Genomic DNA, 16,087 nt, shown 5'->3' on the forward strand with positions numbered 1-16,087 from the left:
GTCCCTGCTACTCCGCGCGGAGGCGGGCCGCGCGCAGGGCGACCGGGGCAGTCCGCGGGTCGCCGTCCGGCAGCAGCGCGAGCAGCCGGTCGTGCGCGGCCAGGTCCTCCTCCCCGAGCGGGTGGGTCACGAAGGCGTGCAGCAGGTCGACGTCGGAGCTGCCCAGCACGGCGCGGCGCAGCCCGGCGGCCAGCTCCTCGCGCAGCTGCCGGACCTCGGCCACCTCCGACCGCGGCAGCAGCGGCCCGGCGCACCCGCGCAGCGCGGCGGCCGGCCGGCCCTCCCGCAGCGCCCGCCGCACCTGGCCGACGTCGCTGTCCACCGTCGCGGTGAGCCGGTAGGGGCGGGTGCCCAGCACGTCGGCGCCCAGCAGCGACCGCAGCCGGCGGACCTGCACGCGCACGGTGGTCTGGTTGCCGTCGTCGCCGTAGAGCAGGCAGCCCAGCTGGTCGGCGGTGAGGCCCTCGGGGTGCAGGACGAGCGCGGTGAGGACCTCCGCCGCCCGCAGCGTCAGCGGGACGGCGCGCCCGTCGAGCACCGCGCCCGGGCTGGTGCCGGTGAGCCGCAGCGAGAGCACCGGGGTGCGGTGGGCCGGCCGGGGGCAGACCAGCAGGTGCCCCTCGGCCAGGGGCTCCACCCGCACCTCCCGCCCGTCGGGCAGCAGCGCGTGCCCGGTGGAGCCGGCCAGGTCCACCCGCGCGGGCCACCGGCCGTCGGGGTCCGCGGCGAGCACCCGGCCGGTGGGGGTGACCAGCGCGCCGGCGGCACCGCGCAGGCCGGCCAGGTGCGCCGCGTGGCGCAGCAGGAACCGCTGGTCGGCCTCGGCCACCCGGGCCCGCAGGTGCGCCTCGGCCAGCCGGGCGGTCGTCGCCACCAGCTGCGCCATCGCCGGGTGCACGGTCTGCAGCGGGCCGCTGAGGTCCACCGCACCGAGGACGGCGCCGGTGTCGGGGTCGTGCACGGGGGCGGCCACGCAGGTCCACGCGTGGTACGTGCGGACCAGGTGCTCGGCGGAGTGGATCTGCACCGGCGCGTCCACGGCCAGCGTGGTGCCCATCGCGTTGGTCCCGATGGCCGCCTCGCTCCAGTCGGTGCCCGGGAACAGCCCGACCCGGTCGGCCCGGCCGAGCAGCCCGGGCGAGCCCTCGCGCCACAGCACGCGCCCCGCGGCGTCGGTGACCAGCAGCAGGTGCACCGCCTCGTCGGCCGCGGTGGCCAGGGTCCCGCGCAGCAGCGGCACCACCTCGGCCAGCGGGTGCGCCGACCGGACGTCGGCCAGCTCGTCGGGTGCGTACACCACCGGGGGCGTGCGGCGGTCGGGGTCGACGTGCGCGGCCAGGCTGCGGGCCCAGGACGCCGAGACGACCGGCCGGGGCGAGCGGCGCAGCGGTCCGCCCCCGAGGACGTCGTCGAAGGTCTCGGCCAGCTGCCGGGCGTGCGCGACGGCGTCGACGCCCGGGACACCGGGGGCACCGCGGGGGCGGGGGTGCCGGCCGGTGCGGGACATGGGACCCCCGGGGAAGGCGCGCCGGACGGGTCCGCGCCCGCCCGCCGCGGATCATCGCCCATCCCCGTGCGGGCCAGCAAGCCAGCCCCGGGGACGGCGGCCGGTGCCGAGGCAACGTCGGTGCAACGTGGCGCGTGCCACAGTGACCGGACGACGACGGCACGACCGAGGAGCTGGCCTGTGACGAGCGCTCCCCCGCTGACCACGGCGGACTACCCCCTGTCGATCAACCGGCCCGAGCTGCTGCGCACCCCCACCGGCAAGCCGATCACCGCGCTCACCATGGACGCGGTGGTGTCCGGTGAGCTGACCGCCGAGGACCTGCGGATCGCCCCGGAGACGCTGCAGCTGCAGGCCCAGCTGGCCGACGCCAGCGGCCGCCCGCAGCTGGCCGCGAACCTGCGGCGGGCCGCGGAGATGACGGCCATCCCGGACGCCGAGGTGCTCGCCATGTACAACGCGCTGCGGCCGCGCGCGTCGACCGGCGAGCAGCTGGCCGCGCTGGCCGACCGGCTCGAGGGCGACTACGCCGCACCCGTCTGCGCCGCGCTGGTCCGCGAGGCCGCCGAGGTCTACGCCCGCCGCGGCCTGCTGGCCCGGCCCGAGACCGGCGCCGACGCCGACCCGGGCGCCCTCGCCGGCAGCCCCGAGGCCAGCCCGGTCACCACCGCCGGCACCGCCGCCGCCGCCCGGGCCGAACAGCAGGGCGCCGAGCAGGAGGAGGTGCAGCCGGCATGACCGCCGTCGAGCCCCAGCAGTCCGTCCGCACCGGGGTCCTGGAGGGCCGCCCGGTCAACCTCGACGGCTTCGTCGAGGAGTGGCCCGAGAAGGGCCTGGTCGCGATGGAGAGCGACTTCGACCCGGCGCCGGGCATCCGCGTGGAGGGCGGCCGGGTCGTCGAGCTCGACGGCCGGGCGCGCGCGGACTTCGACTTCATGGACACCTTCATCGCCGACCACGCGATCGACGTGGCCTCGGCCGAGGAGTCCACGGCGATCCCGTCGGCGCAGATCGCGCGGATGCTCGTCGACCCCGGTGTCTCCCGGGGCGAGGTGCTCGCGGTGACCCGGGGGCTCACCCCGGCCAAGATCCTGGACGTCGTCAAGCTGATGAACGTCGTCGAGATCATGCAGGCGATGCAGAAGATGCGGGCCCGGCGGACGCCGGCCAACCAGGCGCACTCCACCAGCGCCCGCGACAACCCGGTGCAGGTCGCCGCCGACGCCGCCGAGGGCGCCCTGCGCGGGTTCGCCGAGCTGGAGACCACCCTCGGCGTCGTCCGCTACGCGCCGCTGGTGGCCATCGCGCTGCAGGTCGGCGGCCAGGTCGGCCGCGGCGGCGTGCTCACCCAGTGCGCGCTGGAGGAGGCCACCGAGCTGGAGCTCGGCATGCGCGGCATCACCGCCTACGCCGAGACGATCTCCGTCTACGGCACCGAGTCGGTGTTCGTCGACGGCGACGACACCCCGTGGTCCAAGGCGTTCCTCGCCTCGGCCTACGCCTCGCGCGGCATCAAGATGCGCTTCACCTCGGGCACCGGGTCGGAGGTGCAGATGGGCAACGCCGAGGGCCGCTCGATGCTGTACCTGGAGATCCGCTGCATCCTCATGGCCAAGGGCGCCGGGGTGCAGGGGCTGCAGAACGGGTCGATCAGCTGCATCGGCGTCCCCGGCGCGGTGCCGGGCGGGATCCGCGCGGTCGCCGCGGAGAACCTGGTCGCCAGCATGGTGGACCTGGAGTGTGCCTCCGGGAACGACCAGTCCTTCTCGCACTCGGCGATGCGCCGCACCGCCCGGCTGATGCCCCAGCTGCTGCCGGGCACCGACTTCGTCTGCTCCGGGTTCTCCGCGGTGCCCAACGCGGACAACATGTTCGCCGGGTCGAACTTCGACACCGAGGACTACGACGACTGGAACACCATCCAGCGCGACCTGCAGGTCGACGGCGGCCTGCGGCACGTCCGCGAGCCGGAGATCCTGCAGGCCCGCGACCGGGCGGCGCGGGCGCTGCAGGCGCTGTTCGCCCACCTGGACCTGCCGCCGGTCACCGACGCGGAGGTCGAGGCGGCCACCTACGCCAACTCCTCGGCGGACTACCCGCCGCGCGACGTGCTCGCCGACCTCAAGGGCGCCCAGGCGGTGATGGACCGCGGCGTCACCGGCCTGGACCTCGTCCGGGGCCTGGAGACGACCGGCTTCTCCGACGTCGCGCAGAACCTGCTGCAGGTGCTGCGCCAGCGGGTGTCCGGTGACCTGCTGCAGACCTCCGCGGTGCTCACCGCCGACTTCACCCCGCTGTCGGCGATCAACGACGCCAACGACTACGCCGGGCCGGGCACCGGCTACCGGCTCTCGGGGGAGCGCTGGGAGGAGCTGAAGAAGCTCCGCCACGTCACCTCCGCCGAGGACCCCGAGCGAGAGGTGGGCTGACCCCGTGACGACGGCAGCGCCCGGGCGCACGCTGACCCTCCGCGAGACCGGCCCGGCCACCCGCGGCACCCGCCCGGACGAGGTGGTGGTCGTGGTCTCGCCGGCCTTCGCCGGCTCCTTCACCAAGACCATCGTCGACGTCCCGCACGCCGAGGTGCTGCGCCAGCTGCTGGCCGGCATCGAGGAGCAGGGGGTCACCGCGCGGGTGGTCCGGGTGTGGGACACCGCGGACCTGGCGGCCATCTCGCACACCGGCGCGAAGCTGTCCGGCTCGGGCATCGCGGTCGGGATGCTGTCCCGGGGGACGACGATGATCCACCAGCGGGACCTGCCCCGGCTGTCGAACCTGGAGCTGTTCCCGCAGTCCCCGCTGCTGGACGCCCCGGTGTTCCGGCAGATCGGCTCGAACGCCGCGCAGTACGCCAAGGGCGAGTCGCCGCAGCCGGTGCCCACCCGCAACGACCAGATGGCCCGCCCGCGCTGGCAGGCCAAGGCGGCGCTGCTGCACCTCAAGGAGTTCGAGTGCATCCGGGCCGGGCAGCCCCCGGTCGAGGTGGAACCGGTCTTCGGCCGCGCCGGCTGAGGTGGGCGCGCCCGACCCCGGCCGGCCGCCGGGCCGGCTGGTCGTCGGCGTGGACATCGGCAACTCCACGACCGAGGCGTGCCTGGCCGCGGTCGCCCCCGACGGCACGGTCGCCTACCTGGCCACCGACCTGACCCGGACGACCGGCGTCAAGGGCACCCCGGACAACACCGCGGGCGCGCTCACCGCCGTCCGCGGGGCGCTGGCCCGGTCCGGGCGGGACGCCGGCGAGGTGGAGGCCGTGCTGCTCAACGAGGCCACCCCGGTGATCAGCGGGCTGGCCATGGAGACCATCACCGAGACGATCATCACCGAGTCCACGATGATCGGGCACAACCCGGCGACCCCCGGCGGCGAGGGCCTCGGCGTCGGCACCACCGTGCCGATCGGCGCGCTGCCCGGCCAGCCGCCCGGCGCGCCGGTGGTGTGCGTCGTCCCACCCGGCGCGGACTTCGAGGACGTCGCGGCCGCGGTCAACGCCGCCGTCGCGGCCGGCGTGGACGTGGTGGCCGCCGTCCTGGCCGGGGACGATGCGGTGCTGGTGACCAACCGGCTGCACCGGCCGGTCCCGGTGGTCGACGAGGTCGCCGCCGTGGAGCGGGTGCCGCTGGGGATGCTGGCCGCCGTCGAGGTGGCCGCGCCCGGGCGGACCATCCGGACGCTGTCCAACTCCTACGGCCTGGCCACCGTCTTCGGCCTGGACCCGGCGCAGACCCGCCAGGTGTCCCCGGTGGCGCGGGCGCTGACCGGCAACCGGTCGGCCGTCGTCGTGCGCACCCCGACCGGGGACGTCACCGACCGGCGCATCCCGGTGGGGGAGCTGGTGCTGCACGGGGCGGGCAGGACGCTGCGGGTGGACGTCGACGCCGGCGCCGAGGCGATCATGGACGCCGTCGCCCGCGTGCAGCCCCTGGACGACGCCGACGGCGAGCCCGGCACGCACGTCGGCGGCATGCTCGCCCAGGTCCGCGACACGATGGCCGACGTCATGGACGTCGCCGGCCAGCCGGGGGTGCCGGTGTCGGAGATCGCCATCCGCGACGTGCTCGCCGTCGACACGTTCGTGCCGGCCGAGGTGCGCGGCGGGCTGGCCGGCGAGGTGGCGCTGGAGAACGCGGTCGCGCTGGCGGCGATGGTGCGCACCAGCCGCAGTCGCATGCAACTGGTCGCCGACCGGGTCTCCGAGCAGCTGGGCGCGGCGGCGCGGATCGGCGGCGTCGAGGGCGAGATGGCCGTGGGCGGCGCGCTCACCACCCCCGGCGTCGACCGGCCGGTCGCCGTCCTGGACCTCGGCGGCGGCTCGACCGACGCCGCCCTGCTCACCCGGGACGGCGAGTGCACCGCCGTGCACGTCGCCGGCGCCGGGGAGCTGGTCACCAAGCTGATCGGCTCCGAGCTGGCCCTGGAGGACCGCGAGGTCGCCGAGGGCGTCAAGCGCTTCCCGCTGGCCACGGTGGAGAGCTTCTTCCACCTGCGCCACGAGGACGGCACCGTGCAGTTCGTCGACCAGCCGCTGCCGCCGCACGTCTTCGCCCGCGTCGTGGTGCTGACCGCCGAGGGTCCCGCCCCCGTGCCCACCCGGCACGCCCTGCACCACGTGCGGCGGGTGCGCCGGGATGCCAAGCGGCGGGTGTTCGTGGTCAACGCGCTGCGGGCGCTGCGCCAGGTGGCACCGGGGGGCAACCTGCGCGCGCTGGACTTCGTCGTCCTGCTGGGCGGGTCGGCACTGGACTTCGAGATCCCCGACCTGGTCGCCGACGCCCTCGCCCCCTACGGGGTGGTCTGCGGGACCGGCAACGTGCTGGGCACCGAGGGGCCGCGGACGGCGGTCGCGGCGGGCCTGGTCCGCGCGCACGCCGCCCACCTGGTCGAGTGCCCGGCCGGGTGAGCGACCCGGGACCGCGGCCGGCGGTGCGGGTGCACCGGCACCCGGCGGCCCCGGCGCCCGTGCTGCGCCAGGTGCGCGCCGGGGTGGAGGAGGAGGGGGTGCCCAGCGACGTCGTCGACGTCCCCGGGCCGGCCGGTGCGACCGCCCTGGCCGCCGCGGCCGCCGCGGACTCCCCGCTCGGCGTGGGCATCGGCCTGGCCGCCGACGGCGCCGCGGCCGTGCAGCACCGCACCCTGCCCGGGGACCGGCCGGTGACCACGGCCCCGGCCGGTGCGGGGCCGACGGAGTGGCGCCGCATCGGCCGGGTCGCCGCCCGGGTGGTCAAGCGCCTCCCGCTCGGCTGAACGGCAGGGGGCACCGGCTGCTCCCCCGTGATCATCGGCGGGTGGCTGGCCCTGCGGGCGTGTCGGGCGACCACCTGCCGATGGTCACGGCGTCGAGGCGGCCCGGGCGGACCGGCTCAGGTCAGCACGTTGTAGGCGATCACGCTGCCGACGACGGCGATGACGACGGCCAGGACGCCGGTGACGAGCCCGGTGGTGACCTGACCGTTCCGGACGCCGCCGCGCCGCGCTGCGATGCCCAGGCCGATGGCCACGACCCCCAGCACCAGGCCGACGATCGGGATCAGCAGGGACAGCAGGACGCCGACCACGCCGGTCACGAGTGCGCCGGTCGCCAGGCCGCTGGACCCACCGGTGCGCCGCACCGGCGCGGTGCCCGTCTGCTCGCTGCTCATGGCTCCTCCACGGGTTCCTCGGCGGCCGGGACCTCCGGCCGTCGACCGGGTCGGGTGGGCACCGCGGAGGGAGGACAAACGGCCCGGCGAGCGGGTTCACCGGGTCGGGCGACGTCACCGCCGCCAGCGGTCACCCGGCCGTGACCAGGAGGCCGGCCGAGACCGGCAGGCCGGCCGTGACGAGGAGGTCAGAGGTACTGGCCGCCACCGGGGCGCAGGTCCGGCTGCGGGGCCTGACCGCCGGGTAGCGCCCGCCGGCGCATCTCCTCCAGCTGGGCCCGGGCGGCCATCTGCTGGGCGAACAGCGCGGTCTGGATGCCGTGGAAGACGCCCTCCAGCCAGCCGACCAGCTGGGCCTGGGCGATGCGCAGCTCGGCGTCCGACGGCGTCTCGCCCTCGCTGAACGGCAGCGTGATCCGCTCCAGCTCCTCGCGCAGCTCCGGCGCCAGCCCCTGCTCGAGCTCGCGGATGGACGAGGCGTGGATGTCGCGCAGCCGGTTGCGGCTGGCGTCGTCCAGGGGCGCGGCGCGCACCTCCTCGAGCAGCTGCTTGATCATCGTGCCGATCCGCATGACCTTCGCCGGCTGCTCGACCATCTCGCCGATGGCCGGGCCGCCGTCGCCGCTCGGTGGGCCGCCGTCGGGTGCGGGCATCGTGCCCACCGGCTGGCCGTCGGGTCCGACGACGAGGACCTGCTGGGCGCGTCCACTGCCGATTCCAGGTGCGGTCATGCCCCCATCCTCCCCGCCGTCGCGGCACCCCGCCGGGGAGGCCGGGGGCTCAGCCGTGACGGCTAGTGTCGAGGTCCATGGGACCGGGGGAGGGGCGGCTGGACGTCGCCCGCGTCCGGGGCCTGTTCCCCGGTCTCTCCGACGGTCTGGTGCACGCCGAGGGGCCCGCCGGCGCGCTGCTGCCGGAGGCCGTCGTGCACGCCGTCGCCCAGGCGATGCGGGTGCCGGTGGCCGGCCGCGGCGGGGTGTTCCCGGCGTCCGCCCGCGCCGAGGGGCTGCTCGCCAGCGCCCGCACCGCCGTCGCCGACCTGGTCGGCGGGGTGTCCTCCGGCGTCGTCCTCGGGCCGGACAGCTCGCGGCTGACCTGGACCCTGGCCCGCGCGCTGGCGCGCACCTGGCGGCCCGGCGACGAGGTGGTGGTCAGCCGGCTGGACCACGACGCCAACGTCCGCCCGTGGGTGGAGCTGGCCGCCGGCACCGGGGTGGTGGTGCACTGGGCGGAGGTCGACATCGAGACCGGCGAGCTGCCGGACTGGCAGTACGACCAGCTGCTGGGCCCCCGCACCCGACTGGTCGCGGTCACCGCGGCCAGCTCCGCGATCGGCACCCGCCCGGACGTCGCGGCGATCGCCCGCCGCGCGCACGCGGCCGGTGCCCTCGTGTACGTCGACGGGACGCACGCCGCCGCCCACGACCTGCTGGACCTGCCCACCCTCGGTGCGGACTTCCTCGCCGTCGCCGCCGACATGTGGTGCGGCCCGCACGTCGCCGCCGTGGTGGCCGACCCCGGCCTGCTGGCCGAGCTGGAGCCCGACCGGCTCGCGCCGGTGCCCGACCGGGTGCCCGACCGGTTCGAGAGCGGCGGGTACGCCTTCGAGCTGCTGGCCGGCGTCGCGGCGGCCGTGGAGCACCTGGCCGCGCTGGACGACGTCGCCACCGGCACCCGCCGGGAGCGGCTGCGCGCCTCGATGGCCGCCGTGGCCGCCTACGAGCACGGGTTGTTCGGCTGGCTGGACCAGGCGCTGCGGGCCATGCGGCACGTGCAGGTGATCGGCTCGGCCCCGCGCACCACGCCGACGCTGTCGTTCACCGTCGAGGGGATGCGCCCGCGCCAGGTGGCCCACGAGCTGTCCCGGCGCGGCATCTGCGCGTGGGACGGCGACCTCTACGCCCGCGAGCTGTTCGACGCCCTCGGCGCCAACGAGGAGGGCGGGGCGGTGCAGCTGGGGCTGATGCACTACAACACCGCCGAGGAGGTCGGCTACCTCGTCGACGCGGTCGCCGCGCTGCGCCCGCGATGACTCACGGTTCGTTGACCAGCAGCACCTTGCCGACGTGCTCGCTGGCGTCGACCACGCGGTGCGCCTCGGCGGCCCGCGACATCGGCAGCCGGCGGTCGACGATGGGGCGGACGACGCCGCGCTCGACGTCGGGCCACACGTCGTGCCGCACGGCGGCGACGATCTCGGCCTTGCCGCCGGGACCGGTCGCGGGGCGGGCCCGCAGCGTGGTGGCGTGCACCGCGGCCCGCTTGCGCATCAGCCTGCCCAGGTCCAGCTCGGCCCTCGTGCCGCCCTGCATCCCGATGCACACCAGCCGGCCGCCGGTGGCCAGCGCGTCGACGTTGCGGGCCAGGTACGCCGCGCCCATGTTGTCCAGGACGACGTCCACCCCGGCGCCGCCGGTCTCCTCCCGCACCCGCGCGACGAAGTCCTCCTGCCGGTAGTCGATGCCCACGTCGGCGCCGAGCTCCCGGCAGACGGCGAGCTTGGCCGCGCTGCCCGCGGTGGTGAGCACCCGGGCGCCGGCCCGGGCGGCCAGCTGGATGGCCATCGTGCCGATCCCACTGGCGCCGCCGTGCACCAGGAACGTCTCGCCGCGGCGCAGCCCGGCCAGCATGAAGACGTTGGACCACACGGTGCACACGACCTCGGGCAGCGCCGCGGCCGTGGCCAGCTCCACCCCGGCCGGGCGGGGGAGCAGCTGGCCGGCCGGGACGGCGACCCGCTCGGCGTAGCCGCCACCGGACAGCAGCGCGCAGACCTCGTCGCCCACCGACCAGCCGGTCACGCCCTCGCCGACCTCGCTGACCACCCCGCTGCACTCCAGGCCGAGGACCTCGCTGGCACCGGGCGGCGGGGGGTAGTGGCCGGCCCGCTGCAGCAGGTCGGCGCGGTTGACCGCGGTGGCGACGACGTCGACGATCACCTCACCGGGCCGCAGCACCGGGTCGGGCACCTCACCCCAGCCGAGCTCGTCGGGGCCACCGGGTCGGTCGAGGGTCACAGCACGCATGGGCTGACCCTAGGAGGAGCACCACCCGCTCCTCGCGAGCTCGCGGTGGGGCCCGGCAGGGAGCCGTTGCCGACGACGGATGGGTGTGCGCGAGGTGGACAACTGATAGCCATACAGGGTTAGAGTCACTACAACGAGCGGGGGCTCGGGGACGGTTGATCGCCGTCCCGGGTGCCCGTTCGGCCGACATCGACGCTGAGCAGCTGCGTCGGGTCGCGTCGGTGACCAGTCGAGGACACGACCATGACACTGCGCCGCCGGCTGGCCGTGGGGCTGACCACCCTGGTCCTGCTGTCCGCCGTGGGTGCCGGCGCCGGGCTGTACGCCCTGGGCCGGGTCACCGGCGCGGTGCACCGGACGTCCACCCAGGACGTGGTGGCGCTCGAGGCGCTCGACGACGTCGAGTCGGCGCTGTACCGCATCCGCGCGAGTGCCCTCGAGCACCTCCTGGCCGGGTCGGACGGCTCGGGGGCCCGGCTGGCCGGCGAGGCGAGCGAGCAGGAGCGCCGCGCCCGGGACCGCCTCGCGGACTACCGGCGGACCGGGCTGTCCCCGGAGGAGGAGCGGCTCGCCGCGGCGTTCGAGCGACACCTGGCCGGCTACGTGCAACGGGTCCGCGGCGACGTCCTCCCGGTGCGCACGGCGGCGGGGCAGGGGGAGGTCGCGCGGCAGGTCGCGCGGGGGGCGGTCGAGGAGTTCCGCGCCGCCCGTCAGGCGGTGGACGACCTCATGGACCAGGCGCTGCGGCGCGCCGGGGAACGCGCGGCCGAGGCCCGGCGCACCCACCTCCCCTGGGTCGTGGCGCCGGTGCTGGTGGTCCTGGTGACCGCCGCGGTGGGTCAGCTGGTCGGGACACGGCGGGGCCGCCGCGTCCTGGCGCCGCTGCGCCGGCTGGTCACCCGCGGCGGCACCCGGCGGCCGGCGGCGCTCGACGCGCCCGGGGAGGACGAGCCCCGCTTCCGCAGCGCGTTCGCCCACGCCCGCGTGGGCATGGCCATCGTGTCCCTCGACGGGCGCTGGTTGGAGGTCAACGCCGCGCTGGGCGCGGTGCTCGGGACCACCCCGGCCGAGCTGCTCGCGCTGGGTCCCGAGCAGGTCACCCACCCGGAGGACCGCCACGTCGAGGGCGAGCTGGTGCGCGGCGTCCTCGGCGCCGCGGTGCAGCAGGGACCCACCGCGGCGGTGCGCCACCGGGACGTGCGCTACCTGCACCGGGACGGGCGGGTCGTCGTCGCCGAGGTCGGCGCGGCGGTCGTCCTGGGGCGCGGCGACCAGCCCACCCACTGCCTGCTGCAGGTCGTCGACGTCACCGAGGCGCGGCGCTCCCGCCGGGAGCTGGAGGAGCTCGCCCACTCCGACCCGCTGACCGGCCTGGCCAACCGCGACCGCTTCCTGCAGCGGCTGCACGCCGCCCTGGCCGAGCCGACCGAGGGCCCGCTGCGCTGCGTGCTTTTCGTCGACATCGACCGGTTCAAGTTCGTCAACGACGTGCTCGGCCACCGGGCCGGTGACGAGCTGCTGGTCGTGATGGCGCGGCGGATCGAGTCCTGCCTGCGCCGCCGGGACACCGTCGCCCGGTTCGGCGGCGACGAGTACACCGTGCTGCTGGAGGACGTCCGCGACACCGCGGAGGCCGTGCACGTCGCCGAGCTCGTCCTGGAGGCGGTCCGCCGTCCGCTTGTGCTGGCCGGCCAGGACGTCGTCGCCTCGGCCAGCGTGGGCATCGCGTGCAGCACCGGGGCGGGGGAGGTCTCACCGGACGACCTGCTGCACGACGCGGACGTGGCGGTGGGCGAGGCCAGGACCGCCGGCGGGGACTGCTACCGGCTGGCCGGTCCCGAGCAGCGCGCGCGGTCCCGGGAGCGGCTGGGCCTGGAGACCGACCTGCGGGCCGCCCTCGACGGGGGGTCGGAGCTGGAGGTGCACTACCAGCCGATCGTGCGCCTGGACGGCGGCGCGGTCGCCGGCGTGGAGGCCCTGGTCCGCTGGCGGCACCCGGAGCGGGGCCTGCTGGCGCCCGCGGAGTTCCTGCACCTCGCCGAGGACACCGGGCTGGTCGTCCCGCTGGGCCGGTGGGTGCTGGGCGAGGCCTGCCGGACGGTGCAGCGGTGGGCCGCGCACGGCGACATGCCCGCGGACTTCGTGCTGCACGTCAACCTCTCCGCCCGCCAGCTGCGCCCGGAGCTGCTCGACGAGGTCGACGCGGTGCTGTCCGGCACCGGCTACCCGGCCGACCAGCTGTGCCTGGAGGTGACGGAGAGCGCGCTGGCGGAGGACGACGACGTCGGCGTCGTCCTGCTGCAGCAGCTGAGCCGCCGGGGGGTGCGCCTGGCGATCGACGACTTCGGCACGGAGTACTCCGCCCTCGGCCGGCTCCGCCGGCTCCCGGTGACCTGCCTGAAGATCGACAAGGTCTTCGTGGCGGACCTGGCCTCCGACGGGCGGGACGAGGCCATCGTCCGTGCGATCACCGACCTGGCCCGCTCGATGGAGCTCGAGGTCGTCGCCGAGGGCGTGGAGACCCCCGCCCAGGAGGCCGCCCTGCTGGCGCTGGGCTGCGACGTCGGCCAGGGCTACGCGCTCGGCCGCGCCCAGCCGCCGGACGCGGCCGGCCGGCTGGTCGTCGCCCACTGGCGGCGCACGCCCCGGGCGGTCGCCGCCTCGGCCTGAGCCGGCGGCCGCCCGGGGCGGCCCCTCTGCAGGGGCCCGCCACGAGCCCTACGGCCCTCCTGCAGGGGCCCGCCGCGAGCTCGCGAGCGGTGGGGGGCAGGAAGGTCCTTCCTGGTGGGGGGCAGAGGGGTCCTTCTTCAGCCGGCGGCGCGGAGGTCCTTGCGCAGGATCTTGCCGGCCGCGGACTTCGGCACCTGCTCGATGAACTCCACGATGCGGATCTTCTTGTGCGGGGCGACCTTCTCGGCCATGTACTCCACGACCGCCTCGGCGGTCAGCGCGGAGCCGGGGGCCCGGACGACGAAGGCCTTGGGCAGCTCCTCGCCGCTGTCCCGGTCCGGGACGCCGATGACCGCGGCGTCGGCGATCTCCGGGTGACCGATCAGCACGGCCTCGAGCTCGGCCGGGGCCACCTGGTAGCCCTTGTACTTGATCAGCTCCTTGACCCGGTCCACGACGGTGTAGCAGCCGATGTCGTCGACGACCGCGACGTCGCCGGTGTGCAGCCACCCCTCGGCGTCGATGGTGGCCGCCGTCGCCTCCGGGTTGTTGAGGTAGCCCGTCATCACGTTCGGCCCGCGGACCCACAGCTCGCCGCGCTCGCCCGGACCGGCGTCCTGCCCGGTGGCCGGGTCGACCAGCCGGCACTCGCTGTTCGGGACGGCGAAGCCGACCGAGCCCTTCGGCACCGAGCCGGGTGCCACCCCCGGCGGCTCGGCGCCGATGTCGGGCGTGGTGTGCGAGACCGGCGACAGCTCGGTCATCCCGTACCCCTGCGCCACCCGGACGCCGCTGTCGGCGCCCCGGCGCAGCCGCGCCTCGCACGCCATCGCCAGCTGCTCGTCCAGCGGCGCGGCCCCGGAGGTGACCGAGGTCAGCGAGGACAGGTCGTAGGCGTCGACCAGCGGGTGCTTGGCCAGCGCCAGCACGATCGGCGGGGCCACGAACGCCCGGGTGACCCGGTGGTCCTGGATGGTGCGCAGGAAGTCCTCCAGGTCGAAGCGCGGCAGCGTCACCACCGCCCCGCCCCACGCCAGCCCCTGGTTCATCAGCACGGTCAGGCCGTAGATGTGGAAGAACGGCAGGACCGCGATGATCCGCTCGTCGGCACCGAGCTGGATCAGCGGGCGGCACTGCGCCACGTTGGCCACCAGGTTGCGGTGGGTGAGCATGACGCCCTTGGGCAGCCCGGTCGTGCCGCTGGAGTAGGGCAGGGTGACGAGGTCCTCGGCCGGGTCGATGTCGACCTGCACCGACGGCGCGTCGGTGGTCAGCAGGTCGCGCATCGAGGCGTGCCCCTCGGCGCCGTCCAGGACGACGATCTCGTCGACCGGCGACTGCTGGACCGCGGCTCGGGCGCGGTCCAGGAACGGCGAGACGGTGACCAGCACCTTCGCGCCGGAGTCCCGCAGCTGGAAGGCGATCTCGTCGGGCGTGTAGAGGGAGTTGATCGGGCTCATCACGCAGCCGGCGGCGGCGATGCCGTGGAAGACCACGGGGAACCACGGCGTGTTCGGGCAGAACACCGCGACGACGTCGCCCTTGCGCAGGCCGCGGACGTGCAGCGCCGCGGCCACCCGGTCGACGTAGGCGGCGAGCTGACCGTGGGTGATGACGTCGCCGGAGAGGCCGTCGATGAGCGCCGGGGCCTGGGGCCGGTCCCGGCCTGCGGCGAGGACGAACTCGGGGACGGAGACGTCGGGGATCTCGACGTCGGGGAACGGGCTGGCCAGCGCCACGGGTGCAGCTCCTCACTCGACGGGTGTGGCGCCAGTCTCACACCTGCCGCCGGACGGAGGCAGGGTGGTCCTTCGTCAGCGCGGCCAGAGCACCGACTGGGTGCAGCGGAACAGCGCGACGGTCCGCCCGGAGTCCGCCGCGGTCACCACGGCGTCCCACACCTGGGTCGTCCGACCGGCATGGGCGTTGGTGGCCACGGTGGTCAGCCGGCCCTCCCGCGCGGTACCCAGGAAGTTGCTCTTGAGCTCGATGGTGGTGAAGCCGGCCGCCCCCTCGGGCAGCAGCGCCCGCGTGGCCAGTCCGCAGGCGGTGTCGGCCAGCCCGATGACGGTGGCGGCGTGCAGGTAGCCGTTGGGTGCCAGCAGCTCGGGGCGGACGTCGAGCGCGGCGGCCAGCCGGCCGGGCTCGTGCGCGGTGACGGTGAGCCCGAGCAGCCCCGGGAGGGTGCCCGGCAGCAGGGCGTTGAGCTCGTCGGCGGTGTGGAACCCGGTGGCGGCCATGCGGCCAACCTAGTGAGGCGGCCCCGCGGGGCAGGCGCTCCGCCTCAGCGGACGGCACCGGGCGGCAGGACGGCGTGCACGCCGAACACCTGGTTGGCCACCTGCGTCACCCGCAGGTCGACGACCACGCTGGCCAGCGCCAGTGCGTCCGACCGCGCCACCCCGTGCAGCGCGCCCAGCAGGTCCAGCACCGCGTCCATCGCCTCGGCCGCGGCCTCGTCCAGGTCCTCGCCCAGGCCCAGGCACACCCAGCCGGCCGGGGTCGACGCGACCGGCGTGGCCAGCGGCCGGCCGAACAGGTCCTCGCGCACGTCGAGGGTGAGGTCGGCGCGCTCGGTGCCGCACTCGATGGCGGTCCCGCTCACCTCGCCGTCCCCCTGGGCGGCGTGCGCGTCGCCGACGCTGAGCAGTGCGCCGTCCACGGGGATCGGCAGGTAGAGCGTGCTGCCGGCCACCAGCTCGCGGCAGTCGAGGTTCCCGCCGTGCCACCGGGGCGGGACGGTGGAGTGCCGGCCGGGCTGGGCCGGCGGCATCCCGATGACGCCGAGGAACGGCCGCAGCGCGACCGTGTGACCCAGGTGGTTGCGCGCGGTGCCGGTGGCGACGTCGATGTCCCAGCGGTGCACGGCCGGCGCGGCGATGCCCAGCCGGGCGCTCCAGGCGGTGCTGCGCAGCCCGGCATAGGTGGTGCCCCACGACGACGGGACGACCTCGTCCACGCGCACCGCCAGCACCTGCCCGGCGCGGGCCCCGCGCACCTCGACCGGACCGGTCAGCGCGTGGCCGGCGTCCGGGGTGTACCCGGCCGCGCGGCGGCGGCCCGCCACGTCACCACCGGTGTCCGGCTCGAGGAACCAGCCGGAGTCCAGGGTCCGGAAGCGCACCGTGGTCCCGGGGTCGACGGTCAGCGCCGGGGGCAGGTCGCGGTCGAACCAGCCGTGCACCGCGCCGGCGTGCGGCTCCAGCGTCGGGACGACGTCCATCAGGCGGTGCTCACGCGGTGCT

The 16,087-nt window shown here is 76.1% G+C and carries 14 protein-coding genes; 7 read left to right on the forward strand and 7 right to left on the reverse strand.

The genetic code is table 11. The features are described from left to right. Positions 1-7: 7 nt before the first annotated feature. On the reverse strand, positions 8-1,507 hold the full coding sequence (locus RTG05_RS01410) for a helix-turn-helix domain-containing protein (protein ID WP_166527135.1): 1,500 nt from the start codon (positions 1,505-1,507) through the stop codon (positions 8-10). Positions 1,508-1,687: 180 nt separating this feature from the next. On the opposite strand from RTG05_RS01410, the gene RTG05_RS01415 reads away from it, so the two are divergent. Genes RTG05_RS01415 through RTG05_RS01435 form a run of 5 tightly spaced genes read left to right on the forward strand, consistent with a single transcriptional unit; the run spans position 1,688 to position 6,751 of the window. Continuing rightward, a complete protein-coding gene (locus RTG05_RS01415) occupies positions 1,688-2,245 on the forward strand; it encodes a diol dehydratase small subunit (protein WP_315912218.1) in 558 nt (185 codons plus the stop codon). Continuing rightward, positions 2,242-3,936, forward strand: a complete 1,695-nt coding sequence (locus tag RTG05_RS01420) for a propanediol/glycerol family dehydratase large subunit (protein ID WP_166527136.1) — start codon at positions 2,242-2,244, stop codon at positions 3,934-3,936. The genes RTG05_RS01415 and RTG05_RS01420 overlap by 4 nt, the downstream gene beginning before the upstream one ends. 4 nt (positions 3,937-3,940) lie before the next feature. Then, positions 3,941-4,519 carry a propanediol/glycerol family dehydratase medium subunit gene (locus RTG05_RS01425; protein WP_166527137.1) on the forward strand — a complete coding sequence of 193 codons (579 nt, stop codon included), beginning with the start codon at positions 3,941-3,943 and terminating at the stop codon, positions 4,517-4,519. Between the two features lies 1 nt (position 4,520). Further along, entirely contained in the window at positions 4,521-6,407 is a 1,887-nt protein-coding gene (locus tag RTG05_RS01430) for a diol dehydratase reactivase subunit alpha (protein ID WP_166527138.1), read from the forward strand. Continuing rightward, positions 6,404-6,751, forward strand: coding sequence for a glycerol dehydratase reactivase beta/small subunit family protein (locus RTG05_RS01435; protein WP_315912219.1), 348 nt, complete (start codon positions 6,404-6,406; stop codon positions 6,749-6,751). Before RTG05_RS01430 ends, RTG05_RS01435 begins: the two co-directional genes overlap by 4 nt. A gap of 116 nt (positions 6,752-6,867) precedes the next feature. Here the strand turns inward: RTG05_RS01435 and RTG05_RS01440 are convergent, their stop codons facing one another. After that, complete coding sequence (locus tag RTG05_RS01440) at positions 6,868-7,146, reverse strand: DUF4190 domain-containing protein (RefSeq protein WP_166527140.1); 279 nt, start codon at positions 7,144-7,146, stop codon at positions 6,868-6,870. A gap of 188 nt (positions 7,147-7,334) precedes the next feature. Beyond that, positions 7,335-7,877, reverse strand: a complete 543-nt coding sequence (locus RTG05_RS01445) for a bacterial proteasome activator family protein (RefSeq protein ID WP_166527141.1) — start codon at positions 7,875-7,877, stop codon at positions 7,335-7,337. A gap of 77 nt (positions 7,878-7,954) precedes the next feature. Between RTG05_RS01445 and RTG05_RS01450 the strand changes: the two genes are divergently transcribed. Continuing rightward, positions 7,955-9,178, forward strand: coding sequence for a cysteine desulfurase-like protein (locus RTG05_RS01450; protein WP_166527142.1), 1,224 nt, complete (start codon positions 7,955-7,957; stop codon positions 9,176-9,178). Between the two features lies 1 nt (position 9,179). Here RTG05_RS01450 and RTG05_RS01455 read toward each other — a convergent pair whose 3' ends face one another. Continuing rightward, entirely contained in the window at positions 9,180-10,172 is a 993-nt protein-coding gene (locus RTG05_RS01455; RefSeq protein ID WP_315912220.1) for an NAD(P)H-quinone oxidoreductase, read from the reverse strand. A 243-nt stretch (positions 10,173-10,415) separates the two neighbouring features. Here RTG05_RS01455 and RTG05_RS01460 point away from each other — a divergent pair, with 243 nt between their 5' ends. Further along, entirely contained in the window at positions 10,416-12,842 is a 2,427-nt protein-coding gene (locus RTG05_RS01460; protein WP_166527143.1) for an EAL domain-containing protein, read from the forward strand. 137 nt (positions 12,843-12,979) lie between these two features. Here the strand turns inward: RTG05_RS01460 and RTG05_RS01465 are convergent, their stop codons facing one another. The 3 genes from RTG05_RS01465 to RTG05_RS01475 all read right to left on the reverse strand — a co-directional run bounded on the left by RTG05_RS01465 (position 12,980) and on the right by RTG05_RS01475 (position 16,065). Next, positions 12,980-14,581, reverse strand: coding sequence for a 4-coumarate--CoA ligase family protein (locus RTG05_RS01465; RefSeq protein ID WP_166527144.1), 1,602 nt, complete (start codon positions 14,579-14,581; stop codon positions 12,980-12,982). A gap of 75 nt (positions 14,582-14,656) precedes the next feature. Continuing rightward, the gene (locus RTG05_RS01470; protein ID WP_166527145.1) at positions 14,657-15,082 is read right to left on the reverse strand and encodes a PaaI family thioesterase; all 426 of its coding nucleotides are present in this window, start codon (positions 15,080-15,082) and stop codon (positions 14,657-14,659) included. A 44-nt stretch (positions 15,083-15,126) separates the two neighbouring features. Then, positions 15,127-16,065 carry an acetamidase/formamidase family protein gene (locus tag RTG05_RS01475; protein WP_166527146.1) on the reverse strand — a complete coding sequence of 313 codons (939 nt, stop codon included), beginning with the start codon at positions 16,063-16,065 and terminating at the stop codon, positions 15,127-15,129. Between the last annotated feature and the right edge of the window lie 22 nt (positions 16,066-16,087).

Origin of the sequence: Geodermatophilus sp. DSM 44513 (assembly GCF_032460525.1) — a bacterium.
GTDB lineage: Bacteria > Actinomycetota > Actinomycetes > Mycobacteriales > Geodermatophilaceae > Geodermatophilus.